Below are 22326 nucleotides of genomic sequence, written 5' to 3'. Positions count from 1 at the left end.
TTCGTTCGCGTTTTTAATGTGCAAATATTTGCCTTCTTTAAACAAATGAAGAAGGGAATTGCAAAAATCTCTCAGCTTTAAGAATTTAACTGAAATAAATGGCTAATTTGTAAAGCAGGATGTAAACACCTATGTTCTCTATCAAAGCTATAATCACTACCGTGTTTTTAAATGTTTTGAGTTTGAATAACTTTGAAGCTAGAAGGATGCCTACTGCCCCTCCAAAGAAAGCGTAGAGTATTTTGTTAAAACTACTTATTTTAACGCTTGTTTTTTTCGAATCAATAAATATCATGCTTGTAGAGAGAAAATTTACGACTACAAAGAAAATTATCGTTTGCCACATATCATTAAAAGGCTATCCCTGCAAGGGGATAGCCTACTCTTTATACCTCACTCTTCTTTTATGAGTTGAAAGATGGCCAATTCGGCTCCATCTCCACGTCTTTTACGAAGTTTTAAGATGCGCGTGTATCCGCCCTTTCTTCCCTCATATCTTGGTGCAATTTCATCCACAACTTTGTTGGTTAACCTGTGATCGTTTAAGAAAGCGTTAACGTACCTTCTGGCTGAAAGGTCCTTCTTCATCGCATGGGTTATGATCTTTTCCGCCAACTGTGATGCCGCTTTGGCTTTCTGAGTGGTGGTAACTATGGTCTCGTGGATGAAGAGTTCTCTTACAAGGCTTCTCATAAGCGCTTTTCTTTGATCGCTTGGTCTACCTAACTTTTTCAATTTAACTCTGTGTCTCATAACATCAAACTCCTCTCCATCATTCAGCTTTGAGTTTTAGACCGAATGCTTTCAATTTCTCATTCACTTCTCTAAGAGATTTATTTCCGAAATTGCGAATACGCAGGAGATCCTTTTCGCTTCTCCTTAAAAGGTCCCCCACCGTTTCTATTTTATCACGTTTTAAACAATTCAAAGATCTTACAGACAACTCAAGCTCGTCTATTTTCATTTTATCGTATATCGAATAAACATTCTCTTCTTCGTTTTTTTCGCTTTCTTTATTTTCTTCACTTTCCTGTGGCTCTTCTTCTTTATCGCTTTGTTCCTTTTCGCCCTCATTCTTTCTTTCGGTGAGCTCAACTGTATTAAGTTCTACGGGGAAATTCTTTTCAAGAAAATCGTAGTGTTCTATCATTATTTCAATTGCCTTTTTAAGGGCTTCATCTGGAGTTATGGATTTCTTGGTCCATACTTCAAGTATGAGCTTATCGTAGTCTGTTTTCTTTCCAACTCTAACATCTTCTGTCCTGAAATTAACCTTTACCACAGGACTGAATATACCATCGATTGGTAAAATCTGAATGTCGTTGCCAAGCTCCATTTCAGAAATTGGAAGGTAGCCTTTTCCAACTTCGGCGAACATTTCAATGTAAACGTCCGCGTCTTCATTCAAAGTGGCTATCTTCAACTCAGGATTGGCTATCTTTACTTCCATTGGGCATGTGATATCCTTTGCCGTCAAAATCCCCGGCCCACTCTTTTGAGCGATCAGAACCACGGGCTCTTCTTTTATCGGAGAAACGGCCTTTATCTGAAGCTGCTTTATGTTCAGAAGTATTTGCAACACATCTTCCTTCACGCCAACCAGGGTGTCGTACTCATGATAAACGTCTTTCATCTTAACCTTCGTAACTGCAACAGATGGTATCGAAGATAAAAGTACTCTTCTCAAAGAATTTCCCAACATTATGGAGTATCCACGTTCTAAGGGTTGAACAGCATATCTAGCGTACAGGTACCCTCTGTCTTCCTTTTCTTCTTCAATGATAAACCTTTCAGGTTTAACGTAATTAAGCATTTAACCACCTCGCGCGAAAGACGTACATCATTTTGAGTAAAGTTCAACGATGTCTTGCACGTCTATCGTGAGATCTACTTCTTCTCTTTCCGGTAAGCGCACAAATGTTCCTTCGAATTCATCGTAATTAACTTCAAGCCAGGGCAAAGTGTTTCGCGATGATGCGGCTTCTATTGCTTGCTTAACATCTGTGTTGGAACGCACTTTTTCCTCAAGCTTTATAGTATCACCTGGCTTAAGAAGATAAGAAGGAATATTTACCCTTCTTCCGTTCACCAAAACGTGCCCATGCGTAACGAGTTGTCTCGCATGAGAACGAGAAAGTGCAAAACCCAATCTGTAAACTGTGTTGTCCAATCGAGATTCAACGAGTTGAACAAGCACCGTACCTGTAACGCCTTTGGATCTCATAGCTTTATCAAAGTATTTTCTGAATTGTTTTTCAAAGATGCCATATGTTCTCTTCATTGCCTGTTTAGATCTTAACTGCTTGGCATAATGAGTCATTTTCATTCTATCTCTTCCATGCTGTCCAGGAGCGTAAGGTCTTTTTTCAAAAGGGCATTTACTTGAATAACACTTGTCGCCCTTCAAAAACAACTTCATTCCTTCTCTTCTGCATAGCCTACAAACTGAGCCGGTGTATCTAGCCATATCGTTAGAACCTCCTTACATCCTTCGTCTTTTCTTTGGACGACAACCGTTGTGGGGAACTGGCGTTATATCTTTGATATTTTGAACATCCAATCCTGCGGCTTGAAGCCCTCTCACTGCCGATTCACGCCCCGGCCCTGGTCCTTTAACCATCACGTCTATTTTTTTCATGCCCATGTTCAAAGCATCTTTTGCCACCTTATCAGCGGCCAACTGAGCGGCGTATGGAGTTGATTTTTTTGAGCCAGAAAAGCCTATGTCTCCACCACTCGACCAGGTTAGAACGTTACCATCTTTATCGGAAATAGTTATAATTGTGTTGTTGAAAGTGGAGTAAACATGAGCTACTCCATAATCCACATGAATTTTTTTCTTGCTACTTTTTCTCGTCTTTGCTTTACCTTTACTCTTAGCCATTCAAAACCTCTCCCTTATCTTCCTTTAATACCATGCGAAGGTCCTTTTCTAGTCCTCGCATTTGTTTTCGTCCTTTGTCCCCTGACGGGCAACCCTTGTCTATGTCTAATACCTCTGTAAGAACCTATTTCTATAAGCCTTTTAACGTTTCTTTGTATTTCCTGTTTAAGTTCGCCTTCAACTTTGTAGTGGGAATTTATGTATTGTGTAATACTCCTAATTTCATTGTCATCAAGATCTTTTATCTTTTTATTGAAGGGAATACCGGTTGCTTCGAGTATTTCCTTTGCCCTCGTTCTTCCTATACCGAAAAGGTACGTTAAACCTATGAAGGCATGCTTCTCATTTGGCAAGTCTACACCAAGAACACGAGCCATATTCTCTTAGATCCCTCCTTTAACCTTGTCTCTGGTTGTGCTTGGGATTCTTTGAACATATAACCCTTACCACACCATTTCTTCTAACGATTTTGCATGCGTCGCAGCGTTTCTTGACAGATGCTCTAACTTTCATAGTCAAAACCTCCTTTAATTTCTTTTTCTATATACTATACGCCCTTTTTTTAAATCGTAAGGTGATAACTCAACTACAACTCTGTCTCCGGGTACAATTTTTATGAAATTTTGTCTCATCTTCCCTGAAATATGGGCCAGTATTTCGAGCCCATTGTCCAACCTAACTTTAAACATCGTGCTTGGAAGAGAATCCAGTACCTTCCCCTCTATCCTTATGACATCCTTTTCAGACATTCAATCCCTCCGGCATGGTTAAAATTTCCACTTCTCCGTTATGAAGGACTACGGTATTTTCGTAATGAGCGCTGGGAGAATTGTCAAGCGTTACCACTCCCCATCCATCGTCTAAAACTCTGACCTTCCACGTTCCCATGCTTACCATCGGTTCAATGGCTATCACAAGACCATTTCTCAACGGTATGCCCGTTCCGGCTTTTCCGAAATTCGGAACTTGAGGATCTTCATGAAGATTTCTGCCTATACCATGACCAACGTAATCTCTTATGACGGAAAATCCATGGGCTTCAACCGTGGCTTGAATGGCATGTGAAACATCTCCCAACCTGTTTCCAACTTTTAACATCTTTATTCCTTCAAAAAAAGAATCCTTGGTCACTCTAACCAATTCTTGGCGCTTTTCATCCACTTCGCCAACTATGTAAGTTCGAGCTCCATCACCATACCATCCGTTGTGAATGGTACCGACATCAATGGAAACGAGATCGCCATCTTTTACCACAACTTTTTTTGAAGGAATACCGTGTACTACCATTTCATTCAAGCTTATGCAGGCTGCCGCGGGAAATCCTGCATAGCCTTTAAAAGCGGGAATGACATTTCGCTTCTTAAAGTACTCTTCTATCAATCTATTCAAATCGTATGTTGTAACTCCATCTACGACGTACTCTTTTATGTACGCCAATACCTCGCCCACGATGGCATTTGGATACCTCATTTCTTCTATTTCATGCTCACTTTTAAGCCGTAGCATCAAATGCCACCTACCATATTCAACAACATTTCTTTGACTTTTTCTACGTTAAGGGTACCATCGACTGTAAAAAGTATGTTCCTTTTTCGATAATAATCTATTACGGGCGTTGTTTGTTCCATATACACTTCGTAACGCTTTTTCACGGTTTCTGGTTTATCATCGTCTCTCGTAATAAGCTTAACACCGCACACATCACACGTTTCGTCATGTTTGGGTGGATTGGATATCATGTTGTATATACGGCCACACTTAGGGCAAACTCGCCTAGCGGAAAGCCTTTCAACTACAACATTTTCCGGCACTTCTACATACACTGAATACTCGATGGCTTTTTCCATGGATTTCAGCAATTCATCCAAGGCTTCAGCTTGTGAAAGTGTGCGGGGGAAGCCGTCTAATATAAAGCCTTTCCCAACATCTTTACGAGAAAGCCTTTCTCTTATGATGTCAATCATCAACTTATCTTCCACGAGTTTACCGCTTTTTATGATTTCTTCGACTTTTTTACCAAGTGGAGAACCCGCGGCAATCTCTTCTCTTAACATATCACCAGTTGAAATATGTGGAATAGAAAATTCCTGTGATAAAAATTTCGCTTGTGTGCCCTTTCCAGCGCCCGGAGGTCCCAACATGACGATATTCATCATGGCTATCACATTCGTCCTTTCAATCTTCCCTTTTTGATGAAACCTTCGTAATGTCTCATTATCAAATGGGCTTCCATTTGCTGGACAACATCAAGAGCGACCCCAACGGCGATCATCATTCCAACACCGCCAACAACGTACTGAGCACTCGCAACACCGACAACAGCCGACGTTAAATTCGGCAAAAGCGCGATGGCAACCAGTGCCAAGGCTCCAACGAAGGTAACTCTCGTCAAAACTTTGGAAAGGTAATTCTCCGTTGGTCTTCCAGGCCTTATGCCAGGAATGAATCCACCGTATTCTTTGATGTTATCCGAAACTTCGTGAACATCAAATGTAAGGGCACTGTAAAAATACGTGAAGAAAAAGACCAACAAGGCATACGTAACTATGTACAAAACCGAATTAAATCCAAATATCTCTTGAAGGGTGTAATTTTTCATGAATTGCGCTATCATCGCTGGTATCATAACGATTGCAACTGCGAATATTATAGGAATAACACCACCCTGGTTCACTTTTATCGGAATGTAAGTCGATTGACCACCGTACATTTTTCTTCCTACGACTCTCTTGGCGTATTGAACAGTTATTCTTCTTTCACCCTGCATGACGTATATCAAACCCACAACCGTTGCAACGAATATTATCGCAAAAAGCGTCCACGCCACTATTCCTATGTTAGAAATGACCATTTGTCCTATGTAGTAAGGATAGGTTGCAACGACTCCAGCGAATATCAAAACGGATATGCCATTTCCAATTCCTTTGTCCGTTATTCTTTCACCAAGCCAAAGTAAAAACATGCTTCCGGCTATCATGCTGGTGGTGGAAAGAATAATAAAGGTGATCCTGTTCATTCCAGGCGTAATGAAAGCTGGATTTCCCACAGCTATAAAAATTGACATGATCAACCCTTGCAACACGGCAAGCACAAGCGTGAGCTGTCGGGTATACTTTTCTATCTTTTGCCTTCCATGTTCGCCTTCTTTTGCCAGCTCTTTTAATGATGGCATAACGGCCATTAGAAGCTGAAGTATGATCGACGCATTTATGTAAGGAGTTACACTCATCGTGAAAATGGACATTTTCCTCACAGCGCCACCCGCAAATGCGTTGAAAAGTGTGAAAAGCCCTCCACCGCTTCCGCGTGTTATTCCTTCAAAAAAATTAGACCATTGATGAAGGTTTATTCCAGGAACGGGAATATATATTCCCAATCTGAAGACGGCTAACATGGCAAAAGTGAAAAGGATCCTACTTCTTAATTCTGGAATTTTGAAGGAATTCTTGAGTGCGTTCCACACTTTTAAATCACCTCTATCTTTCCACCCGCCGCCTCTATCTTTTCTTTCGCCATTGCACTAAAGGCATGCGCTTTAACGACAAGTGGCTTTGTAATAGTCCCGTCCCCAAGTATTTTTACCCCATCCTCTAATTTTTTCACAATTCCTTTTTTAATCAAAGCTTCTGGAGAAACTTCTTCATTTTCATTGAAAAGATCGTTCAATCTTCCCACGTTCACGGCAACGTAAATTTTTTGATTGAAGTTCTTGAAACCGCGTTTTGGCAAACGTCTGTATATTGGCATTTGCCCACCTTCAAAGCCCGGTCTCACGTTTCCACTCTTTCTGGAACCCTGACCCTTTGTACCACGCGTGGAGGTTTTTCCGTGTCCGGAGCTTCTACCCCTTCCAAGAACTTTCTTCTTCTTTCTTGAACCTGGCGTTGGTATTATCTCATTTAGATTCATAGGAAATCCTCCTTACTTGCACTCTTCGACTTTGAGCAAATGTGAAATCTTGAATATCATACCGCGAATCTGCGGTGTGTCTTCAACTTCAACTACGCTATGCATTTTTTTCAGTCCCAAAGCTTTGACAGTTCTTCTCTGATCGTATTTAAAACCTATAGGACTCTTCACAAGCTCTATTCTTAATTTCATTCTTTCTCAACTCCTTCTAAAACGTCTCCATGAAAGAGTTGCTTCAAAGTTATACCCCTAAGTTTTGCGTAATATTCCGGTGGCTTAATCTCGTTAAAGGCTTTAAATACAGCTCTTAACATGGTTAAGGAGTTAGCGGAACCGAGCGATTTGCAAAGCACGTTCTTTATACCTGCTAGTTCTAAAGCGGGTCTCACTGTCGTGCTGGAAATTATTCCAGTACCAGGTGCAGCCGGCTTTATAAGCATCTTTGCCGCATCGTATTTTACCAAAATTTCATGAGGTATGGTATCGTTGACAACAGAAACATCCACCAAGTTGCGCCTTGCCAAATTTGAAGCTTTTCTTATGGCAGGCACGACTTCTCTAGCGCTTGCCACACCAAGTCCAACTTTTCCCTTTCTGTTTCCAACAACAACTATGGCTCTAAAGCTTAGATTCTTTCCTCCTTTAACGACTTTTACAACTCTTCTAATTTCAACAACGCTTTCTTCAAATTCATCTTGAACTTGAGGCTGACGTGGCTGCCTTTTAAAGTTTTTTTTCTGATTGTTGAATTTATTCTGTTCTTGTTTGTTAACATCTTTGTTTTCTGGCATTGACTTACCTCCTTAGAATTTCAGACCGCTCTCGCGAGCGCCATCGGCTATTTCTTTTACTCTTCCATGATAGAGAAATCCTCCTCTATCAAAAACAACCTTCGTTATACCAATTTCAAGAGCACGCTTTCCTATTTCTTTACCGATGTGACGAGCTGCCGCTTTGTTCCAGGTTTTACCCTTCAGTGCTTCCTTTATTTCTTTTTCGGTTGTGGAAGCGCTCACGAGCGTTCTGGAATGTTCGTCGTCTATGATCTGAGCGTAAGCATGTTTTCCGCTCACAAACACCGCCAATCTTGGCGCTGTGGCTGTGCCGGATATTCTTCTTCTAATAGCCAAATGTCTTTTCAATCTTTTGGCTTTTCTATCAAAAGGCTTGAGCACGACTCTTACCTCCCTTAAGCTTTCTTAACTTCTTTAGTTATAACGTGTTCGCCAACATACCTGACACCTTTACCCCTTGCAAATGGCATTGGTTCACGCGTTTTCCTTATGTTGGCCGCAACTTGACCAACAAGCTCTTTGCTGGCTCCCTTCACCACAATCGATGAAGGCCTTGGAACTTCTATCGTGATGCCTTTAGGAGGTTCAATCTTTATAGGATGAGAGTACCCCAAGGTTAAAACAAGGGTGTTGCCCTGCATCTGCGCTCTGTATCCGACCCCCTGAATTTCGAGTTCCTTTTTGAAACCTTCTGAAACGCCCACGATCATGTTGTGCAACAAAGACCATCGAGTTCCCAAAAAAGCCTTTGCTTTCTTCATCAACCTAGGTGGAAGATTCACATCTTTGTTCTCTTCTACCCATATCTGATTTCCTTCCATTCTGAACTTCACATAAGTGTAATCCATGGAAAACTCGCCCAACGGCCCTTTAACGGTCACTTTGTTGGGTTCTATCTTAACATCAACACCGTTTGGTACGACAATCGGTTTCTTCACAAGACGAGACATTCACTGCACCTCCACTTACCAAACGTACGCTATGAGCTCTCCGCCAATACCTAGAGCCCTCGCTTCTTTGTCGGTTACAACTGGTTTCTTCGGATTGGACGTCGTCAATATGGCAATTCCCAATCCACTATTCACGGTCGGGATCTTATCTTTTGAAACGTATACGCGTCTCCCAGCATGGGAAACCCTCACAATTGAATTTATAGTTCTAACTTTTTCCCTCTTCTTTCCATGATACTTCATGTAAATTCTCAAAATTCCCTGCTTTCCATCTTCTATGTACCTGTAATCTTTTATAAATCCCTCTTTTTTCAATATATCAAGTATGTCCTTTTTCAGCTTAGAAGCCGGCACGTCTACTTCTTCCTTAAAAGCTAAATTGGCGTTTCTTATCCTGGTTAGCATATCAGCTATGGTATCACTGTACATCTTATTTCACCACCTCACCAACTGGCTTTTTTAACGCCAGGTAGTTTGCCTTGAAGAGCCATTTCTCTCAGGCAAACTCTGCAAATTCCAAATTCATTGTAAACAGAATGCGGTCTTCCGCATATTTTACATCTCGTGTACTTTCTTGTTTTGTATTTTGGTTCCTTTTTACTTTTATTTATAAGCGCTTTACGTGCCATCTCATCACTCCCTTTAAGCATTTCTGCGGAAAGGCATGCCTAATTTTTCCAAAAGTGCCCTCGCTTCTCGATCGGTTTTGGCGCTTGTCACTATGATTATATCCATTCCCTGCGTTCTTGTAACGTCTTCAGGTGAAATCTCTGAAAATATGAGTTGTTCTGTTACACCCAACGCGTAGTTTCCTCTTCCATCAAAAGCGTTGGGATTCGTCCCCCTAAAGTCACGAACTTTCGGAAGAGAAATGTTGAATAACTTGTAAAGAAAATTGTACATTCTTTCCCCACGCAAAGTTACCTTTGCACCAACAGGCATTCCTTTTCTTATTTTAAAATTAGATATGCTCTTCTTTGCACGCGTAACAACCGCTCTTTGACCAGCTATCATGGTGAGCTCCTGGGCGTGTTTTTCTATAATGGCCGCATTTCTTGCCTCGGCTCCAATTCCCATATTTATAACTACTTTCAGGAGTCTGGGAACGGCTAACTTGTTTTTGTAACCGAACTCTTTCATGAGTGCTGGAACGACTTCACGTTCGTAGATTTCTTTAAGAGCTACGGACATTCAAAACCTTCCTCCTTTCGCCGAGATCATTCTTTGTCTATGATCTCGTTGCATTTCTTACAATATCTGACTATTTTGCCGCCCTCGACGACTCTATGGCCAATTCTGGTTGGATTTCCACAATTTGGACATATTACCTGTACTTTCGAAGCGTATATCGGTGCTTCTCTTTCTATTATTCCACCTTCTCTAACCGTCGCAGTTGGCCTTTGGTGTTTTTTCATCATGTGAACGTTCTGGACAACGACTTTGTTCTCGTTTGGAAGCACTCTCAAAACTTTTCCGCGTTTTCCTTTATCTTTACCACTTAAAATTATAACCGTATCGTCTTTTCTCACATTCAAAGCATGTTTTCTTTTATTCACAACTCTCACCTCACAGCACTTCAGGAGCTAAAGAAATGATCTTCATGTAGCCCTTTTCTCTAAGCTCCCTCGCAACCGGTCCAAAAATTCTGGTACCGCGTGGTTCGTTATCTTTTGTTATGAGAACAGCAGCATTGTCATCAAATCTCACATAGGAACCATCTTTTCTTCTTATTTCTTTTTTCGTTCTAACTATAACGGCTCTAACTATTTCGCTTTTTTTAACTTCCGCTCGCGGAATGGCTTCTTTAACTGTACCTATTACAACGTCTCCTACCCTACCAAATTTTCTCTTTGAACCACCCATTACTCTTATAACAAGGATCTTCTTGGCTCCGGAGTTATCAGCTACTGTTAAAACGCTTTCCTGCTGAATCATTCTGGAACACCTTCTCCCTTGCTTACTTCTTCTTCTTCAGATGTTAGAATGTTTTTCTTCAATATTTCAACGAGCTTCCAGCTTTTTTCTTTGCTAATGGGTCTTGTTTCTTCAATCTTTACTATATCTCCTTCATGGCATTCGTTATTTTCATCGTGAACCTTGTATTTTGAGGTCCTTATTATGGTTTTTCCAAATCTTCTATCACGAATAGTGTTTTCCACAGCAACAACAATTGTTTTATCCATCTTATCGCTAACAACTTTTCCAACAAGTCGCTTTTTCATTTTCACCTCTCCTTTCAATCAGAGGTGGCTCTGCTGCCGTTTTTTCTGTTTTCCAGGCCGAGCTCTTTCTCTCTTATTAAAGTTTTTATTCTTGCTATATCTCTTTTAACCTCTTTTATTTGAGATGTGTTATCCAATTGTGACAACTCAAGCTGAAATCTCAATTTGTAAAGTTTTTCCTTTTGTTCTAAAACAAGGTCTTTCAACTCCTCAGCCGTCATGTCACGAAGATCCTTCGCCTTCACAGTGATTCACCTCCGAATGACGGTCGTGAAACTATTCTGGTCTTTATGGGGAGCTTAGCCGCAGCCAATCTCAAAGCTTCTAACGCTAAATCTTTGTTAACTCCTCCAACTTCAAACATGATCTTACCAGGTTTAACAACCGCCACCCATTTTTCAGGGGCTCCTTTACCTTTTCCCATTCTGCTGTCAGCAGGATGCTTTGTTATAGGCTTATCCGGAAAGATCCTTATCCAGATCATGCCGTTCCTTTTAAGTTTTCTCGTTATGGCAACACGGCATGCTTCTATTTGCCTGTTGTTTATCCATGCCGGTTCCAATGCTTTAAGCCCCCATTCACCGAAATTCATTTCGGTGCCGCCTTTCGCAAGGCCACGCATTCTTCCACGTTGTTGTTTTCTATATTTAACCCTCTTAGGGATCAGCATCTTCAAACCTCCTTATCAACGAGTCAAGCGGATTTTGCCTTATCCTTATTTTGTTGCTCACCGGTAAAAATCCAAACTTTAACTCCAAGAACTCCGTACTTGGTCTTTGCAACTGCAAAACCATAATCCACTTTGGCTCTTAACGTTTGTAGCGGAACCCTTCCTTCTCTGTACCATTCAGTTCTCGCTATTTCAGCGCCATTTATTCTTCCACTAACCATTATTTTTATTCCCTTTGCGCCTTTCTTTTGAGCCATCTGAATGCTTCGCTTCATGGTTCTTTTGTAAGACGCCCTTTTCTCGATTCTTGATGCCACGAATTCTGCGGTAAGTTGTGCATCTAATTCGGGCGTTTTGACTTCTTCAATGGTAATATTCACATCTCTATCTTGTGGAACCACAGAACGTATTAAATCCCTTATGTTCTTTATTTCAGCACCTTTTTTACCTATGAGTATTCCAGGCCTTCCAGTTACAATCGTAACGGTTGCTCTCTTACCGGAACGAGAGATTTTTATTTCTGATATTCCGGCATGGTAATAAGCTTTTTTAACAATTTTCCTGATCTTCTCGTCTTCTATAAGATAATCAGCATAATTCTTTTCATTGAACCACGTGGCTTGCCAGTCCGTGGAAATTCCCAATCTAAAACCTCTTGGATGTACCTTTTGACCCACTTCATTGCACCTCGCTCTCGTCAGAAGTCTTTTCTTCTTTTAAAACGTTTTCTTTTGATCTATCGCGAACCACGATGGTTATGTGCGATTGTCTTTTTAAAATGAGCGAAGCGCGCCCTCGAGCCATTGGATTCATCCTTTTGAGCCTTGGACCATCATCCGCCGTGCATTTTGCCACGTAAAGTGAATCCACATCAAGATTAAAGTTATTTTCAGCGTTGGCTATTGCTGAATTCAATACCTTTTCAACCATTTTGGCACCTTTTTTGGTAGAAAATTCCAATATCTGGAGAGCCTCGCTAACGTCCTTACCTCTTATTGCATTTAAAACAGGTCTTACCTTGTAAGGACTCACCTGTAAATATCTTCCAACAGCTTTTGCCTCTATGGGAGGCTGTTTGGAGGCTTTCCTCATTCTGTGAAAAATTGAACGTTTTGGCCTTTTACCATTTTCTGGCATTCAGATCATCCTCCTCATTTCTTCACTTCTCCCTTAGAGGCTTTTTTGTCGGCATGACCACCAAAACGCCTCGTTGGTGAAAATTCACCGAGTCTATGTCCAACCATCGCCTCCGTTATGTAAACGGGAATATGTTTTCGCCCGTTGTGAACTGCTATCGTATGACCTATCATATCGGGAACGATCATCGACGCTCTAGACCATGTCTTGATGACCTTCTTTTGTCCTGTCTCGTTAAGAGCCTGCACTTTTTTTAAGAGTTTCAAATCAACGTAAGGCCCTTTTTTGGTCGAGCGACTCACATTTATTTCCTCCTTTCAATTACTTGCCCGCGTTTCTGCGTCTGACTATGAACTTATCTGATGGTCTCTTTCCCCTGCGCGTCTTGTAACCCTTGGCAGGTACTCCCCATGGGCTTTGAGGAATCTTTCCACTCTTCGTTTTTCCTTCTCCTCCACCCATTGGGTGATCCACAGGATTCATAGTCATTCCTCTGACCGTTGGTCTTATTCCAAGCCATCTCTTTCTTCCAGCTTTACCATATGATTCGTTAGAATGCTGCTCATTTCCAACGACTCCAATGGTAGCCATACAAGTTTCTCTTACCTTTCTTAACTCACCGGATGGCATCTTAAGCAAAGCGTATCCGCCTTCTCTTGCCATAAGCTGAACTGAATTTCCGGCACTTCTGGCTATTTTGCCCCCCAAGCCGGGTTTTAGTTCAACATTGTGAACAAAAGTACCCACGGGTATATGAGTCAAAGGTAGAGCGTTTCCAACCTTTATCTCAGAATTTGGCCCTGCTGTCACAACGTCTCCAACTTTCAAACCCTTTGGGGCTAAAATGTATCTCTTCTCTCCATCAACGTAATGGAGCAAAGCAATACGCGCACTTCTGTTCGGATCGTACTCTATAGAAAAGACTTTCGCAGGAACGTCAAATTTGTCTCTTCTGAAATCAATTATTCTGTACTTTCTTTTATTTCCACCGCCCTGGTGCCTTACGGTAATTCTTCCATACGAATTTCTCCCAGCCTTTGACTTCAAAGCCCTTGTGAGGGACTTTTCAGGTTTTGAGCGAGTGATTTCGGAGAAATCGGATGAAATCATATGTCTTCTACCAGGACTCGTGGGTTTATATTTCTTAAGACCCATATGGAGATTCTCCTTTCAGCAATTCGTTTGTCAAATTAAGCCTTCAAATTCTTGGATTTTGAATCCTTCTCTTAACTTAACAATCGCCTTTTTAAAAGAACGTGTGTAGCCTTCTGAACGTCCATATCTCTTTGGTTTTCCTTTGTAATTCATTATTCTAACATCTTCCACTTCAACATTGTAAAGTTTTTCTATGGCATCTCTGACTTGATACTTGTTAACTCTTGAATCAACTTCAAAGGTGTAAGTGGAATCGGCAAAGTTGAGAGTGGATTTTTCGGTGATGATAGGTCTAATTATAACATCGTATGGTGTGAGATCATTTGCCATTGTTATACACCTCCACTATTTTGTCTACGGTACCTTTTGTTAAAACGAGCCATTCATGCTTCATTATATCGTAGACATTCAGGCCATCAACGTTTTTCTTTTCTTTTCCGGCATTATCAGCAACTATAACTTTAACATGTGGTATGTTATTTGCCGCCCTTTTAACGTTAACCTGTTCATCTACCATTGTATCCAAAACGCATAACGCATTCAGTTCAGGAACTATCTTTTTGGCGATGGATATGAATTCCTTGGTTTTAGGCGCGCTCATTTCCATCTTATCAACAACTAAAAGTTTGTTCTCTCTGAATTTAACAGAAAGAGCTGATTTTATGGCAGCAACTTTCATCTTTTTGTTGAGTTTTTCAGAATAGTCTCTCGGCTTTGGAGGAAATGTAACTCCACCGTGCCTCCAAAGTGGCGATCTATTCGAACCGGCTCTCGCTCGCCCCGTATGCTTTTGAGCCCAAGGCTTTCTACCGCCACCAGAAACTTCCGCTTTCGTTTTGGCAGATGCGCTGCCCTGTCTTCTATCTGCCAGCTGTTTGTGTATGTATCGAAATAACAAATCGTGATTTGGTTCTATGTTAAAAATTGATTCCGGTAGATCGATCTTGCCAACTTTTTGTCCTTCGATGTTAAGAATGTCCACTTCTGCCATAGCCATCACTTTCCTCCTCGCACGGCGCTTCTAACATACACAACAGAATTTTTAGCGCCGGGTAAAGCTCCCTTTAAAACCAACAAAGAGTTATCTTTATCAACTTTTACAACCTCAAGGTTAAGAATCGTTCTATTAACGTTTCCCATATGCCCGGCCATCTTTGTACCTTTTAAAACTTTTCCAGGATAGGTATGCATACCCGTTGAACCATGCCTTGGATACTTAGTGCCATGAGTTTTGTCATGGCCACCAAAATTCCATCTTTTCACGGTACCCTGATAACCTTTTCCTTTTGTCTTACCAGATACGTCTACCATTTCTCCTTCTTCAAAGATAGACACATCTAAAATCTGTCCAATCTCATATTCATCCACATTATCAACTCTAACTTCCTTGAGATACCTTGTCGGCTTCACGCCGGCTTTTTTAAAGTGCCCTTGCATAGGTTTGTTGACGTGCTTTTCTTTCACCTCTTCAAATCCTATTTGGATGGCATTGTAGCCGTCGTTTTCCAGAGTTTTCTTTTGAACAACAACGCACGGCCCCGCTTTTACAACGGTAACAGGCACGGCTACTCCCTCTTTGTATATCATAGTCATTCCTATCTTTTTTCCAATTAAAGCTTTCATTTAAAGCACCTCCAGCCGTTTTGTCAAAGCTTTAATTCCACTTCCACGCCGGCCGGGAGATCCATTTTCATCAACGATTCTACTGTCTGAGGCTGCGTTTCAAGAATATCAATTAATCTCTTATGAACGATCTTCTCAAAATGTTCCCTCGAATCCTTGTTAACATGAGGAGACCTCAAGACACAGTAAACGGTTCTCTCCGTTGGAAGGGGTATAGGTCCTGATACTTTGGCATTCGTCTTCTTTACAGTTTCAACGATCTTTCTCGCCGATTGATCTAACAATTCATGATCGTACGCTTTCAATTTTATTCGAATCTTGGATTTTGCCATTCAAATAAACCTCCTTCAAAAGAGCGAGGGGGGATTTTCCCCCTCACTTGTCACTCAATTATCTTTGAAACAACACCTGCGCCAACCGTTCTTCCGCCTTCACGGATGGCGAATCTCATTCCCTCTTCAAGGGCAACAGGTTTGATGAGTTCCACTTTCATGACGGTGTTGTCGCCAGGCATGACCATTTCGACTCCTTCGGGAAGTCCGGCAATCGTTCCAGTGACGTCAGCCGTCCTAATGAAGAATTGCGGTCTGTAACCAACGACAAATGCTGTGTGCCTTCCACCCTCTTCTTTTTTCAAAACGTAAACGTTAGCTTCGAATTTCGTGTGTGGAGTGATAGAACCTGGTTTTGCCAAAACCTGTCCTCTTTCCACTTCTTCCTTCTTAACTCCTCTGAGCAAACAACCAATGTTGTCACCAGCTATTCCTTCGTCAAGAAGCTTTCTAAACATTTCAACTCCAGTAACAACCGTCTTCCTCGTTTCTCTCAATCCAACGATTTCCACTTCGTCGTTCACGTGGATCTTTCCACGCTCGACTCTACCGGTAACAACCGTTCCACGTCCTGTAATGGTAAAGATGTCTTCTATAGGCATTAAGAATGGTTTGTCAACGTCTCTAACAGGATCTGGAATGTAGTTATCAACGGCATCCATGAGTTCTAAAATCTTCTTTGCCCATTCATTATCAATACTGTCAGCTTCCAAAGCCTTCAAAGCGCTTCCACGGATAATCGGCACTTCATCACCTGGATATTCGTACTTGGAAAGAAGTTCTCTAACTTCCATCTCAACCAGATCGATGAGTTCGGGATCGTCAACCATGTCAACTTTGTTTATGAAAACGACCATTGCCGGAACGTTAACCTGTCTTGCAAGCAGTATGTGTTCCCTTGTCTGTGGCATGGGACCATCTGTCGCCGCAACAACCAGGATAGCACCGTCCATCTGAGCGGCACCGGTGATCATGTTCTTTATGTAGTCAGCGTGTCCTGGGCAGTCGATATGAGCGTAATGTCTCTTATCGGTCTCGTATTCAACGTGTGCGGTGTTTATAGTTATACCTCTCGCTTTTTCTTCTGGAGCTTTATCGATTTCTTCAAAAGGAATGAATTCGGCTTCACCTTTGATTGCCAATATCTTTGTGATAGCCGCTGTCAAAGTGGTCTTACCGTGGTCAATATGTCCTATCGTTCCAATATTGAGATGTGGTTTACTTCTTACGAATTTCTCTTTCGCCATTGAAATTCAACCTCCTTAAATGTTTTAAAGGTTTTTCACCTGTTTAATACCTTTTCCGCGAAATTCTCAGGCACTTCATCATAATGAGAGAACTTCATCATGTAAATAGCCCTTCCCTGGCTTAACGATCTTAAAACCGTCGCAAAGCCGAAGAGCATACCTAATGGGGCATGGGCTTTTATTATACGCGCATTTCCTCTCGTATCAAAGCCCAATATTTGCGCTCTTTTTGAATTCAAATCAGCAACAATGTCTCCCATGTACTCTTCCGGTGTTGTGATTTCCAATTCCATTATGGGTTCCATAAGTTTAGGCTTTCCCTTGCTAAGAGCTTCTTTCACAGCCATCGATGCCGCTATTTTAAAAGCCATTTCCGATGAGTCAACTTCATGGTAAGAACCATCGTACAAGGTGGCTTTGACATCGACAACTGGATAACCGCCAAGCGTTCCAACCATCAATCCTTCTCTTACACCAGCTTCAACAGCAGGAATGTACTCTTTGGGAACCACTCCACCAATGATCTTGTTTTCAAAAATTATACCTTTTCCTCTTTCAAGAGGTTCAAATCTTATTCTAACATGACCATACTGGCCACGCCCACCACTTTGCCTTATGTATTTTCCTTCAGCATCCACCGGAACGCTAATAGTTTCCCTGTAAGCAACTTGAGGGCGCCCCACTCTTGTTTGAACGTTGAATTCTCTCTTTAACCTATCTATTATTATTTCAAGATGAAGCTCTCCCATTCCAGATAATATCGTTTCGCCACTTTCTTTATCGGTAGAAACCCTAAAGGTGGGATCTTCATCCATCAGTTTGGTAAGCGCGGCTTCCAGCTTTGATTCTTCATTTTTGGTTTCAGGCTCTACTGCTATGGAAATAACTGGCTCCGGAAACTCTATAGATTCCAGAATTATGGGCGCATCATCTGATGAAAGCGTATCTCCCGTTCTTGTTGATCTTAATCCAATTCCGGCAACAATGTCACCGGCTGTAACGTAATCAACATCTTGGCGTTTATCCGCAAACATGAACATCAACCTTGCCACTCTTTCTTTAACTCCTCTAGATGTGTTGTACACGTAACTTCCCTTCGTCATTTTTCCAGAGTAAACTCTAAAATAAGTTAATTTTCCAACATACGGATCGGACATTATCTTGAAAGCCAAAGCACAGAACGGCTCGTCTGGCGAAGGATGTCTCTCCGTTTCTTCACCATCTGGCGTTTTACCTTTTACAGGCGGCATGTCCAGAGGAGACGGAAGATAATCAACTATGGCATCCATCAACGGTTGAACACCTTTGTTCTTAAATGCAGACCCGCAGAAAACGGGAACGAATTTTGATTCAATAGTGCCTCTCCTTATTACCTCTTTTATTTTGCTTATCGGTACATCTTCTCCATCAAGGTAAAGTTGGAGTATTTCATCGTCTATATCCGCAAGTTGCGTCAACATCTCATCCCTAAGTTCTTCCGCTTTCTCTCTCAAATTTTCCGGTATATATTCATATTCCATCTCTATGCCAAGATCGTCTTTCCACTTTATGGCCTTCATTTCTATCAAATCTATAACGCCTTCAAATTCGCTCTCAGCTCCTATTGGGTACTGAAGCACCAACGGATTAGCCCCTAATTTATCTATCATAGATTGAACGGACATTTCAAAGTCCGCTCCCATCTTGTCCATTTTGTTCATAAAGGCCAAACGAGGAACATCGTATTTATTTGCCTGTCTCCAAACCGTTTCTGATTGAGGTTCAACTCCCGCCGCCGCATCAAAAACGGCAATTGCTCCATCCAAAACACGCAAAGCCCTTTCTACCTCAACTGTAAAGTCCACGTGTCCGGGCGTATCAATCAAATTCACACGACAACCTTTCCAATCAAAAGATATAGAAGCAGATGTTATGGTTATTCCACGTTCTTTTTCCTGCACCATCCAATCTGTTGTGGTATTGCCTTCATCAACATTACCTATCGCATGCTTTTTACCGGCATAAAAAAGTATGCGCTCGGTAGTCGTGGTTTTCCCGGCATCGATATGGGCCATTATGCCAATATTTCTCAACTTATCAAGCAACAGAGTACGTTCCGCCATCTACCTCACCATCTGTAATGTGCAAAAGCTCTGTTAGCCTCCGCCATCTTTTGAACGTCTTCTCTTTTTTTCACGGCCGCACCGGTATTTTCATAAGCGTTCAACAACTCTTCGGCAAGCTTTTGGCTCATTGGTTTCCCTTTTCTCGCGCGAGCGGCAGCTACTATCCATCTAACGCCTAGAGACGTCCTTCTGGGCTCTTTAACCTCTATTGGAACCTGATAAGTCGCACCACCAACTCTTTTGGGCCTAACCTCCAAAACCGGCGCTACATTTTCAAACGCTTTCTTGAAAACCTCCAAAGCGTCTTTGCCCGTTTTTTTGGCAATTATATCCATCGCTTCGTAGAATATCTTTTGCGCTTTTGACTTTTTTCCATCCCACATTATTTTGTTTATGAATTTCGTAACCAACACATCGTGGTAAACGGGATCTGGCGTCACGCTTCTTACTTCAGCTCTTCTTCTTCTCATTTCACAATACCTCCAAAACTTACGAGCTCTTCTTCGGGCGTTTCATACCGTATTTGCTTCTCGCTTTTTTCCTACCTTCCACGCCCTCAGCATCAAGAGCGCCTCTAATTATTTTGTATCTCACACCAGGAAGGTCTTTAACCCTTCCTCCTCTTACCAAAACAACAGAGTGCTCCTGCAAATTATGACCTATACCAGGAATGTAAGTCGTTACTTCTATCCCATTAGTCAGCCTTACCCTTGCAATTTTTCTTAAAGCCGAGTTAGGCTTCTTAGGTGTTTGAGTGGTAACACGCACACACACGCCCCGCTTTTGGGGATTTCCACCAAGAGCAGGTGATTTCGTCTTAGATTTGCTTCTACTTCTTCCTTTTCTTATTAATTGATTTATCGTCGGCATTTGTCGGTTCCGCTGCCTCCTTTCAATTTTAACAAATCAACGCGTTTGTATTCTACAACATGAATAAAGAATAGTCAACACGATAACATTACGTACTTCAAAAAGTTACCTTTTTTTAAAGTAAAACTTCGTTCATCTTTTTTATGCTGTTGAAAAGTGTTGACGTAGACACAGTATTTTGTTATAATGATGCTAACAACGCACACAATCTGATTTTCCGATGGGTGCCCGCAGGGTTATCGGAAAAGGGGATGGTTGTGGTGGAAAAACCAATGGAGGTGTTTTTGTGAAAGAGATAATAAAAATGAAGCAACTTCTAGAAGCGGGAGTCCATTTTGGACATCAAACTAAGAGATGGGAACCAAAGATGAAACCGTACGTGTATGCTGCAAGAAAAGGCATATACATCATCGATTTACAACAGACGGTGAAACTTTTAAAAGAAGCGTACAATTTTGTGAGTGATCTGGGAAAAAATGGAAAGACGATCCTCTTTGTGTGCACCAAACATCAGGGTGCTCAAACAATTGAAGAGGAAGCCAAAAGATGCGGAGCATTTTATATCAACAAGAGATGGGTTGGTGGGCTTTTAACCAACTTTTCCACGTTATCAAAGAGAATAAACAGACTTCACGAACTTGAAGAAATGGAAGAAAAGGGCGAATTTGATGAGTTACCAATCAAGGAGGCCAACAAACTTCGCAAGGAATTGGAAAGATTACGAAAATACCTTAATGGAGTAAAAGAAATGAAAAAGATACCTGATGCCCTTTTCATAGTGGATCCTAAACGAGAATACAATGCCGTTCGTGAAGCACACAAATTGGGAATTCCAACGGTGGCCATAGTAGATACGAACTGTGACCCAGACGAAATTGATTACGTTATACCTGGTAATGATGACGCTATCAGGGCAATCAAATTGATAACTTCAAAGATAGCGGATGCTTATTTAGAAGGAAAAGAAGGACAAAGCAACGAACAGGAAAAAGTTTCAGAAGAATCCGCTGAAACAGAAATCGCTTCTGAAGAAAAAGTAAACGAAGAAAAAGAAGAAGTTAAAGAAGAAACTTTAAGCGAATGATGAAATAACAGCGTGTGCCTGTGGCTCAATGGATAGAGCGTTGGACTCCGGATCCGAAGGTTGCGGGTTCAAGTCCCGCCAGGCACACCAAGGATTCACAATATCATGTATGAGTGTGGAGGCGTGCCCGAATGGCTAAGGGGCCGGTCTCGAAAATCGGTGGTGCTCACGCACCTTCTGGGTTCGAATCCCAGCGCCTCCGCCATTTCTCAAGGACACTAATCGTGTCCTTGAATTATTTTCAAGATGCGAGGTGGCAATATGAACGCCATAGAAGTAAAAAATTTAACCAAATATTTTAAAAAGGAGCTACTCGTCCTCGATTCTATATCTTTCAACGTAAAAGAAGGCATATGCTTTTCCTTGATCGGTCCAAATGGAGCTGGAAAATCAACTCTCATAAAGATATTGACCACCTTGCTAAAACCAACTTCGGGTGAGGCGTTTATTTTTGGACACCCTTTGAAAGAAAGAAAAAATATAAGAGAAAAAATCGGTCTTGTCTCTGAAAACACGGTTTTTTACGATCAACTTTCCGCCATGGAAAATCTCATGTTTTTTGCAGGGCTTTACCATATTCCAAGAAAAATTGCCAAAATTCAAGCAGAAAAACTTTTAAAGCTCGTAGACATGTGGAAGTGGAAAGACAAAGCCATTAAAGAATTCTCAACTGGAATGCGCCAAAGAATAAACATTGTAAGGGGACTGATACACTCTCCCCAGCTTTTGTTTTTAGACGAACCAACTCTGGCCCTAGATCCTCAAACTTCCCAAATAATAAGAGAGAGCATAAAAACCGCAAAAAAAAGAGGTATAACCGTATTCTTCACAACTCACTATATGAAGAACGTAGAAGAACTTGCAGACGAAGTGGCAATCTTAAACGATAAAAAAATTGTAGCCCAAGGAAGTTTAAGTGAGATAAAACGCAAATTTGACTCAAATGAAAAGAGAGTGGAAATAACCTTTGAAGACGAAACGAGCGCTCAAAGAGCGTACGAAATATTGAAAGAGGTACTAAAAGATAACGTTAAAGCACACGATACTTCTGTCTTTCTGATTTTGAAAAATTCCACCTTCCTTAAAAATGTGCTCTCATTAATAACGAAAAACAAACTCCTTGTAAAAGATGTAAATACAAACATCGTATCATTGGAAGAAATTTTTGTGAAGCTAACGTCGAAGTGAAAAAATGATCTTACTATGGACAGTGTAAGTATAATTGGCTTCTCAAGGATCGCATTCAATGCGCTGCTCATGTGTTCCCGCATTTGAAGATTTCATCTTCAAACTTTCATAATTTAAGAATTAAATCTCTTTACGAAGTACGTGAGTCAATGAATA

At 41.3% G+C, this 22326-nt stretch carries 38 protein-coding genes and 2 tRNA genes; 4 read left to right on the top strand and 36 right to left on the bottom strand.

Annotated elements, in window-relative coordinates; all coding sequences use genetic code 11:
- Nucleotides 1-85: 85 nt before the first annotated feature.
- From ACXJIN_RS02670 to rpsL, 36 genes are read right to left on the bottom strand one after another with little or no spacing between them, the layout of a single operon-like run.
- The gene (locus ACXJIN_RS02670; protein WP_456399251.1) at nt 86-346 is read right to left on the bottom strand and encodes a hypothetical protein; all 261 of its coding nucleotides are present in this window, start codon (nt 344-346) and stop codon (nt 86-88) included.
- A gap of 47 nt (nt 347-393) precedes the next feature.
- The gene (rplQ, locus tag ACXJIN_RS02665) at nt 394-753 is read right to left on the bottom strand and encodes a 50S ribosomal protein L17 (RefSeq protein WP_456399250.1); all 360 of its coding nucleotides are present in this window, start codon (nt 751-753) and stop codon (nt 394-396) included.
- 19 nt (nt 754-772) lie between these two features.
- On the bottom strand, nt 773-1813 hold the full coding sequence (locus ACXJIN_RS02660; protein ID WP_456399249.1) for a DNA-directed RNA polymerase subunit alpha: 1041 nt from the start codon (nt 1811-1813) through the stop codon (nt 773-775).
- Between the two features lie 27 nt (nt 1814-1840).
- The gene (gene rpsD, locus ACXJIN_RS02655; protein WP_456399248.1) at nt 1841-2467 is read right to left on the bottom strand and encodes a 30S ribosomal protein S4; all 627 of its coding nucleotides are present in this window, start codon (nt 2465-2467) and stop codon (nt 1841-1843) included.
- Between the two features lie 15 nt (nt 2468-2482).
- Nucleotides 2483-2884: a 30S ribosomal protein S11 gene (gene rpsK / locus ACXJIN_RS02650; protein WP_456399247.1), complete on the bottom strand. Its 402-nt coding sequence runs from the start codon at nt 2882-2884 to the stop codon at nt 2483-2485.
- A gap of 14 nt (nt 2885-2898) precedes the next feature.
- Entirely contained in the window at nt 2899-3261 is a 363-nt protein-coding gene (gene rpsM / locus ACXJIN_RS02645) for a 30S ribosomal protein S13 (RefSeq protein WP_456399246.1), read from the bottom strand.
- A 19-nt stretch (nt 3262-3280) separates the two neighbouring features.
- The gene (gene rpmJ / locus ACXJIN_RS02640) at nt 3281-3397 is read right to left on the bottom strand and encodes a 50S ribosomal protein L36 (protein WP_036223483.1); all 117 of its coding nucleotides are present in this window, start codon (nt 3395-3397) and stop codon (nt 3281-3283) included.
- Nucleotides 3398-3411: 14 nt separating this feature from the next.
- The gene (infA, locus tag ACXJIN_RS02635) at nt 3412-3633 is read right to left on the bottom strand and encodes a translation initiation factor IF-1 (RefSeq protein ID WP_456399245.1); all 222 of its coding nucleotides are present in this window, start codon (nt 3631-3633) and stop codon (nt 3412-3414) included.
- Nucleotides 3626-4390 carry a type I methionyl aminopeptidase gene (gene map / locus ACXJIN_RS02630; RefSeq protein WP_456399244.1) on the bottom strand — a complete coding sequence of 255 codons (765 nt, stop codon included), beginning with the start codon at nt 4388-4390 and terminating at the stop codon, nt 3626-3628. The genes infA and map overlap by 8 nt, the downstream gene beginning before the upstream one ends.
- Nucleotides 4390-5037, bottom strand: a complete 648-nt coding sequence (locus ACXJIN_RS02625; RefSeq protein WP_456399258.1) for an adenylate kinase — start codon at nt 5035-5037, stop codon at nt 4390-4392. Before ACXJIN_RS02625 ends, map begins: the two co-directional genes overlap by 1 nt.
- A gap of 8 nt (nt 5038-5045) precedes the next feature.
- On the bottom strand, nt 5046-6347 hold the full coding sequence (gene secY / locus ACXJIN_RS02620) for a preprotein translocase subunit SecY (RefSeq protein ID WP_456399243.1): 1302 nt from the start codon (nt 6345-6347) through the stop codon (nt 5046-5048).
- Between the two features lie 2 nt (nt 6348-6349).
- Nucleotides 6350-6793, bottom strand: a complete 444-nt coding sequence (rplO, locus tag ACXJIN_RS02615; protein ID WP_456399242.1) for a 50S ribosomal protein L15 — start codon at nt 6791-6793, stop codon at nt 6350-6352.
- Between the two features lie 12 nt (nt 6794-6805).
- Nucleotides 6806-6985 (bottom strand): 50S ribosomal protein L30, encoded by a 180-nt coding sequence (rpmD, locus tag ACXJIN_RS02610; protein WP_456399241.1) that lies wholly within the window; start codon nt 6983-6985, stop codon nt 6806-6808.
- Nucleotides 6982-7584: a 30S ribosomal protein S5 gene (gene rpsE / locus ACXJIN_RS02605; RefSeq protein ID WP_456399240.1), complete on the bottom strand. Its 603-nt coding sequence runs from the start codon at nt 7582-7584 to the stop codon at nt 6982-6984. The genes rpmD and rpsE overlap by 4 nt, the downstream gene beginning before the upstream one ends.
- A 12-nt stretch (nt 7585-7596) precedes the next feature.
- On the bottom strand, nt 7597-7968 hold the full coding sequence (rplR, locus tag ACXJIN_RS02600) for a 50S ribosomal protein L18 (RefSeq protein WP_456399239.1): 372 nt from the start codon (nt 7966-7968) through the stop codon (nt 7597-7599).
- A gap of 14 nt (nt 7969-7982) precedes the next feature.
- Nucleotides 7983-8537 (bottom strand): 50S ribosomal protein L6, encoded by a 555-nt coding sequence (gene rplF, locus ACXJIN_RS02595; RefSeq protein ID WP_456399238.1) that lies wholly within the window; start codon nt 8535-8537, stop codon nt 7983-7985.
- A gap of 15 nt (nt 8538-8552) precedes the next feature.
- Nucleotides 8553-8966 carry a 30S ribosomal protein S8 gene (gene rpsH / locus ACXJIN_RS02590; protein WP_456399237.1) on the bottom strand — a complete coding sequence of 138 codons (414 nt, stop codon included), beginning with the start codon at nt 8964-8966 and terminating at the stop codon, nt 8553-8555.
- Nucleotides 8967-8980: 14 nt separating this feature from the next.
- Entirely contained in the window at nt 8981-9166 is a 186-nt protein-coding gene (locus ACXJIN_RS02585) for a type Z 30S ribosomal protein S14 (protein ID WP_456399236.1), read from the bottom strand.
- A gap of 13 nt (nt 9167-9179) precedes the next feature.
- Nucleotides 9180-9728 (bottom strand): 50S ribosomal protein L5, encoded by a 549-nt coding sequence (gene rplE / locus ACXJIN_RS02580; protein WP_456399235.1) that lies wholly within the window; start codon nt 9726-9728, stop codon nt 9180-9182.
- A 26-nt stretch (nt 9729-9754) separates the two neighbouring features.
- Entirely contained in the window at nt 9755-10093 is a 339-nt protein-coding gene (gene rplX / locus ACXJIN_RS02575) for a 50S ribosomal protein L24 (protein WP_456399234.1), read from the bottom strand.
- Between the two features lie 10 nt (nt 10094-10103).
- A complete protein-coding gene (gene rplN / locus ACXJIN_RS02570) occupies nt 10104-10472 on the bottom strand; it encodes a 50S ribosomal protein L14 (protein ID WP_036223451.1) in 369 nt (122 codons plus the stop codon).
- On the bottom strand, nt 10469-10759 hold the full coding sequence (gene rpsQ, locus ACXJIN_RS02565; RefSeq protein ID WP_456399233.1) for a 30S ribosomal protein S17: 291 nt from the start codon (nt 10757-10759) through the stop codon (nt 10469-10471). The genes rplN and rpsQ overlap by 4 nt, the downstream gene beginning before the upstream one ends.
- Before the next feature lie 14 nt (nt 10760-10773).
- Nucleotides 10774-11004, bottom strand: coding sequence for a 50S ribosomal protein L29 (gene rpmC, locus ACXJIN_RS02560; RefSeq protein WP_456399232.1), 231 nt, complete (start codon nt 11002-11004; stop codon nt 10774-10776).
- Nucleotides 11001-11429: a 50S ribosomal protein L16 gene (rplP, locus tag ACXJIN_RS02555; protein ID WP_456399231.1), complete on the bottom strand. Its 429-nt coding sequence runs from the start codon at nt 11427-11429 to the stop codon at nt 11001-11003. The genes rpmC and rplP overlap by 4 nt, the downstream gene beginning before the upstream one ends.
- 23 nt (nt 11430-11452) lie before the next feature.
- The gene (gene rpsC / locus ACXJIN_RS02550) at nt 11453-12106 is read right to left on the bottom strand and encodes a 30S ribosomal protein S3 (protein ID WP_456399230.1); all 654 of its coding nucleotides are present in this window, start codon (nt 12104-12106) and stop codon (nt 11453-11455) included.
- A 1-nt stretch (nt 12107) separates the two neighbouring features.
- On the bottom strand, nt 12108-12566 hold the full coding sequence (rplV, locus tag ACXJIN_RS02545) for a 50S ribosomal protein L22 (protein ID WP_456399229.1): 459 nt from the start codon (nt 12564-12566) through the stop codon (nt 12108-12110).
- Nucleotides 12567-12580: 14 nt separating this feature from the next.
- Entirely contained in the window at nt 12581-12868 is a 288-nt protein-coding gene (rpsS, locus tag ACXJIN_RS02540; protein ID WP_456399228.1) for a 30S ribosomal protein S19, read from the bottom strand.
- A 19-nt stretch (nt 12869-12887) separates the two neighbouring features.
- The gene (rplB, locus tag ACXJIN_RS02535; RefSeq protein WP_456399227.1) at nt 12888-13721 is read right to left on the bottom strand and encodes a 50S ribosomal protein L2; all 834 of its coding nucleotides are present in this window, start codon (nt 13719-13721) and stop codon (nt 12888-12890) included.
- A gap of 30 nt (nt 13722-13751) precedes the next feature.
- Entirely contained in the window at nt 13752-14051 is a 300-nt protein-coding gene (gene rplW, locus ACXJIN_RS02530; RefSeq protein WP_456399226.1) for a 50S ribosomal protein L23, read from the bottom strand.
- A complete protein-coding gene (gene rplD, locus ACXJIN_RS02525; protein ID WP_456399257.1) occupies nt 14041-14712 on the bottom strand; it encodes a 50S ribosomal protein L4 in 672 nt (223 codons plus the stop codon). Before rplD ends, rplW begins: the two co-directional genes overlap by 11 nt.
- A 5-nt stretch (nt 14713-14717) precedes the next feature.
- Complete coding sequence (gene rplC / locus ACXJIN_RS02520; RefSeq protein WP_456399225.1) at nt 14718-15344, bottom strand: 50S ribosomal protein L3; 627 nt, start codon at nt 15342-15344, stop codon at nt 14718-14720.
- Between the two features lie 23 nt (nt 15345-15367).
- Nucleotides 15368-15676, bottom strand: a complete 309-nt coding sequence (gene rpsJ / locus ACXJIN_RS02515; protein ID WP_036223430.1) for a 30S ribosomal protein S10 — start codon at nt 15674-15676, stop codon at nt 15368-15370.
- A 50-nt stretch (nt 15677-15726) separates the two neighbouring features.
- The gene (gene tuf, locus ACXJIN_RS02510) at nt 15727-16923 is read right to left on the bottom strand and encodes an elongation factor Tu (protein WP_456399224.1); all 1197 of its coding nucleotides are present in this window, start codon (nt 16921-16923) and stop codon (nt 15727-15729) included.
- A gap of 35 nt (nt 16924-16958) precedes the next feature.
- Complete coding sequence (gene fusA / locus ACXJIN_RS02505; RefSeq protein ID WP_456399223.1) at nt 16959-19025, bottom strand: elongation factor G; 2067 nt, start codon at nt 19023-19025, stop codon at nt 16959-16961.
- A gap of 5 nt (nt 19026-19030) precedes the next feature.
- A complete protein-coding gene (rpsG, locus tag ACXJIN_RS02500) occupies nt 19031-19498 on the bottom strand; it encodes a 30S ribosomal protein S7 (RefSeq protein ID WP_456399222.1) in 468 nt (155 codons plus the stop codon).
- Nucleotides 19499-19517: 19 nt separating this feature from the next.
- A complete protein-coding gene (rpsL, locus tag ACXJIN_RS02495; protein ID WP_456399221.1) occupies nt 19518-19898 on the bottom strand; it encodes a 30S ribosomal protein S12 in 381 nt (126 codons plus the stop codon).
- A gap of 304 nt (nt 19899-20202) precedes the next feature.
- On the opposite strand from rpsL, the gene rpsB reads away from it, so the two are divergent.
- From rpsB to ACXJIN_RS02475, 4 genes are all read left to right on the top strand, one after another.
- Entirely contained in the window at nt 20203-20982 is a 780-nt protein-coding gene (gene rpsB / locus ACXJIN_RS02490; protein ID WP_456399256.1) for a 30S ribosomal protein S2, read from the top strand.
- A gap of 14 nt (nt 20983-20996) precedes the next feature.
- A tRNA-Arg gene (locus ACXJIN_RS02485) sits at nt 20997-21072 on the top strand.
- 27 nt (nt 21073-21099) lie between these two features.
- Nucleotides 21100-21187, top strand: a tRNA-Ser gene (locus ACXJIN_RS02480).
- A 56-nt stretch (nt 21188-21243) separates the two neighbouring features.
- Nucleotides 21244-22170 carry an ABC transporter ATP-binding protein gene (locus ACXJIN_RS02475; RefSeq protein WP_456399220.1) on the top strand — a complete coding sequence of 309 codons (927 nt, stop codon included), beginning with the start codon at nt 21244-21246 and terminating at the stop codon, nt 22168-22170.
- Nucleotides 22171-22326: the final 156 nt, after the last annotated feature.

It is taken from the genome of Mesoaciditoga sp., from assembly GCF_054006115.1.
Note: the sequence above shows the minus strand (reverse complement) of the source record. Positions and strands in the feature narration are given on the sequence as shown.